The organism is Arthrobacter sp. TB 23 (genome assembly GCF_000294595.1).
In the GTDB taxonomy this organism is placed as follows: Bacteria; Actinomycetota; Actinomycetes; order Actinomycetales; family Micrococcaceae; genus Arthrobacter_D.
Map to the genome: position 1 here is coordinate 67,372 of NZ_ALPM01000073.1, position 4,115 is coordinate 71,486.

Below are 4,115 nucleotides of genomic sequence, written 5' to 3' on the forward strand. Positions count from 1 at the left end.
CGGCAACCCCTGCCGCGGCGGGCATCGCCGCTGCTGGTGGTCTCGCTGCAGCCATCGTGTTGTTGCGTCAACGCGCCGTTCGGAGCTAAGAGTCCTCACCCGAGGCAGAACTCATTGCCCTCAGGATCGACCATCGTGTACCAAACGTGGGGGCCTTGGTTCGCCTGGTAGAGAAACTGGGCACCCCGGCCCTCAAGCCGGGCCCTGAGCTCGTCTTTATCGTCACAGTCGAGGTTGATGTCCAGGTGGCAGCGGTTCTTGACAGTCTTCGGTTCAGGCACTGGCTGAAATAGCATCCGTAGCCTGCCCTTGTGGCTATCCTCCCCGGGGCGGCAGATGGCTGCGCCGTCGCGCCACACGCGCACCCCTTTGTGCACAATGAGCTCATCCGGCTGGGCCCAGCCCTTGGCCAGCACATCGTCGATGAAGGTCTGATCGGTGGGTTCCACCACCCACCCGAGCGTTTCAGCCCACCAGTCCGCCTGATCGTGGGTGTTGGTGCAGTCGAGGGTGATCTGGATGTTGTAGGTCATGGACCGACTTTAGGGACGGACGGGGGCGGGCACTACCTCATCGCGGTCAGTAGCTGTCCGTGTGAGGCTCTGCTTTGGCGGTTGTTTCGGCGGTTCTCCAGTTTCTCGACGCTGAGGCGACACCCGGGACGCCCTGGGTGATGACCGCGGCGTAGCCGCTGATCAGAGCAGTCGCTTCGAGCACCGTGACCTCGAGCGTGCTGGGCCGACCCATCTCGATCCCTTGACGGATCGTGAAGCTCGCGCCCGCAGCTATCCGACCCTGAGCCCTCAGGTACCCGGCGAACGCTGCGGCCGCGGCACCGGTAGCGGGGTCTTCAACCACCCCGCCCCAGGGGAATGGATTCCGCGCCTGCCAGAGGCCGGGACCGGCGGGAGCTATCAGGGTTACCGTGATCCACGTATGCGTCCGACAGAGTTCCTGCAACGCAGCGAAGTGGTAGTCCAGAGTGCCAAGCGTTTCGGCATCCCTGACGACGACGACCGGATGGAGATTGCCACCAAATCCGATCCCGGGAAGATAATCGGGATGGAGCACCTCCCCTGTCCACCGCAGGCTGCTCAGGAGCAGCTCAAGATCGGTGGCAGCCAGCGGTGAGCAGCTGATCGGCGGGCTCTCCAAAGATCCCAGAAAGCCTCGACGGTCGCGTGAAGCCCTGACGTTAACCGGTCCCACCTTGGTATGCAGCGTATAGGCGCCCAGTCCCGCGTCTTCCCCCAGTGCCACCGCCGTCGCGATTGTCGCGTGACCGCAGAAGTCCACTTCGCCCATCGGCGCAAAGTAGCGGATCGGAATCGGGGAATCGGCGGTGATGGGTCCGGTGAGGAAGGCCGTTTCGCTGTAGCCGACGTCGGAAGCTATAGATTGCATTTGATCGTCAGAAAGATCCGCGGCCTCCATCACCACCCCGGCCGGGTTACCTCCCGCGGTTGAGGTGCTGAAGGCTGAGTAGCGTCGGACGGCAGGCGATGCGGATATCACTGATGGGGGGTGCTTCGATTGGTGGTCACACCCACATTTTGTCGAAAATCCACCGTCAGCGCGACAAGGCAGCCGGGGGCGTGCCCCGGTGAGGTTGACGGCTTGCCCACACCGGGGCACGCTGGAGCCATGAGGAAGTAGCCTTGCACCTGCCTGTTCGGCCGGCGCCAACCGCCCGCTTCGAACCCGCGCGCCGCGACGCCTGCGCACTTTCCGATATCGCGAGGAACTCCTTTGACCGAACATATCCAACTTTCCGACGTGTCCCACGGCTATGGGGACCGCCTGCTGCTTGACCACGTCGACCTGACCGTCGGCCGTGGCGAACGGGTGGCAGTGGTCGGGGAGAACGGCGCCGGCAAGTCCACGCTGATGCGCCTGGTGGCCGGGCTCGAAACCCCCGATGGCGGACACATCTCAGTGCACGGAGCGGTCGGTCACCTGCCGCAGACACTTGACCATGCGCCGTCCGACACCGTCCAAACCGTGATTGACGCGGCCTTGAGCGGAATCCGGGCCCTCGAGGCGGAGCTGAGGAGGCGTGAAGCCTCCCTGGAATCGGCTGATTCAGACGAGCTGGAACACTACGGGGCACTCCAATCCGAATATGACCTGCATGAGGGCTACGCCGTCGACTCGCGGGTTGACGCAGCCCTCAGTCAGCTGGGGCTGGGCGGCCTGGAACGGGGCCGCACCCTTGACACGCTCTCCGGCGGAGAACAGGAGCGCCTTGCGCTGGCTTGCCTGCTCGCCGACCCGGCCGTCATCCTCCTGCTGGACGAACCCACCAACCATCTTGACGACGACGCCGTCAGCTGGCTGGAGCGGGAGCTCGCCGCCCACCGGGGCGCGGTCGTCGCCGTGTCCCACGACCGATCGTTCCTGCGCACCTTCGCGACGACCATCATTGAAGTGGACGGCGACCGCAGGGAACTCCGGCGGTATGGCGATGGATACGAGGGATACCTCCGGGCCAAGGTTGCTGAACGCAATCGGTGGGAACAGGAATACCAGCAATGGCTGGACGCCAAGGAAGCCGAACGAATGAAAGCCGCAGCGGTGGAGGGGCGGATGGGTTACGGGCGTCGACGCGACGGCGACAAGATGGGCTACGACTTCAAACAGGGCACCGTGCAGGAAGCCATCACCAGCCAGAAGCGAAACGCGCAGGAGCGGCTGCGGCGGCTGGAGGAGCGGCCGGTGGATCGACCGCCTCAGCCTTTGGCGCTGTCCGCCCAGTTCGGCGGGCAGTCACTGACCGGGCCGGTGATCACTCTTGAGGGCGTCGCGGTCGGTGATCGTCTGGCAGTGGGTTCGCTGACGGTAGGAGCGGGGGAGAACCTCCTGGTTACCGGTCCCAACGGAGCGGGTAAAACGACTCTGCTTGACGTCATGGCCGGGCTTTGCCCGGTGCAGGAGGGCACAGTGGTCCAGCGGGGCAGGCTCGGATACCTTCCGCAGGAGCTGCCCCCGCACCCCCGCCCGTCGATGCGGCTCCTGCCGGCCTTCGCCTCGGGTCTGCAGGGCGACCTGGACGAACACGCCGACCGCCTCCTCAACCTTGGCCTGTTCCGCAGCGCCGACTTCCTGGTTCCCGTCGGGACCCTTTCCGCGGGCCAATACCGCAGGCTTGCACTGGCTCGCCTGCTGGTGGGGCGCTACGACGTCATCCTGTTCGACGAACCCACGAATCACCTCGCCCCGGTGCTGGTGGGGGAGCTCGAAGAGGCTCTGGCCGGGTACGACGGCACCCTCGTCGTCGTCAGCCACGACCGCGAACTCCGGAGGTGGTTCACCGGCCTCCCCGGCGCGAAGGAGTTGCGGCTTGAGGCCGGCCGGGTCGCGGGTCCGCCGGAATAGTTGCGGCACCGCACACAAGCGGTGGGGCAACGCCGGCTTTGCGGGGGAGCCACTTTTCCGGACACATCTGTAATATAGAACGAACGGTCAGTAATTAGGCTGACCGTGTGACTTACACAATCGTTGATGATTCTGGAGGCAGGCATGGCCGAGGCATTTCTGGTCGGCGGGGTACGCACCCCGGTGGGACGCTACGGCGGAGCGCTTTCCGGGGTCAGGCCCGATGACCTCGCAGCGCTCGCGATCCGCGAGGCGGTGGCCCGCGCAGGTATCGACCCCGGGGAAATCGACGAAGTGATCTTCGGCAACGCCAACGGCGCCGGCGAGGAGAACCGCAACGTCGCACGCATGGCCTCGCTGCTCGCCGGACTCCCGGATACCGTTCCCGGAATCACCGTCAACCGGCTCTGCGCCTCAGGGTTGTCAGCCATCATTATGGCCTCCCACATGATCAAGTCCGGCGCCGCCGACATTGTGGTCGCCGGCGGCGTGGAATCCATGAGCCGTGCGCCCTGGGTGATGGAGAAGCCGGCCAAGGCGTTCGCCAAGCCGGGGGACGTGTTCGACACCTCGATCGGCTGGCGGTTCACCAACCCGTTGTTCGCGGCACAGGACAAGACCACCTACTCCATGCCGGAAACCGCAGAGGAGGTCGCCTCGGTGGACGGCATCACCCGCGACGACGCCGACGCCTTCGCCCTGCGGTCCCACCAGCGGGCACTCGCCGCGATTGAGGCGGG

General features: G+C 65.4%; 4 protein-coding genes. 2 read left to right on the forward strand and 2 right to left on the reverse strand.

Annotated features, from left to right (window positions below; genetic code table 11):
- Positions 1–95: 95 nt before the first annotated feature.
- Both B384_RS0111150 and B384_RS18660 read right to left on the reverse strand, forming a co-directional pair.
- Positions 96–533, reverse strand: a complete 438-nt coding sequence (locus B384_RS0111150) for a VOC family protein (RefSeq protein WP_019483198.1) — start codon at positions 531–533, stop codon at positions 96–98.
- A 46-nt stretch (positions 534–579) separates the two neighbouring features.
- Positions 580–1,761 carry a PhzF family phenazine biosynthesis protein gene (locus tag B384_RS18660; RefSeq protein ID WP_083850917.1) on the reverse strand — a complete coding sequence of 394 codons (1,182 nt, stop codon included), beginning with the start codon at positions 1,759–1,761 and terminating at the stop codon, positions 580–582.
- Here B384_RS18660 and B384_RS18665 point away from each other — a divergent pair.
- Positions 1,750–3,375 (forward strand): ABC-F family ATP-binding cassette domain-containing protein, encoded by a 1,626-nt coding sequence (locus B384_RS18665; protein WP_019483200.1) that lies wholly within the window; start codon positions 1,750–1,752, stop codon positions 3,373–3,375. The genes B384_RS18660 and B384_RS18665 overlap by 12 nt on opposite strands.
- A gap of 144 nt (positions 3,376–3,519) precedes the next feature.
- On the forward strand, positions 3,520–4,115 hold a 596-nt coding region (locus tag B384_RS0111165), incomplete at its 3' end, for a beta-ketoacyl synthase N-terminal-like domain-containing protein (RefSeq protein ID WP_019483201.1).

Coding starts and splice junctions, on each gene's coding strand:
- B384_RS18660 (WP_083850917.1), bottom strand. CDS start 1,761: ATGTTCGGTCAAAGGAGTTCCTCGCGATATCGGAAAGTGCGCAGGCGT.
- B384_RS0111150 (WP_019483198.1), bottom strand. CDS start 533: ATGACCTACAACATCCAGATCACCCTCGACTGCACCAACACCCACGAT.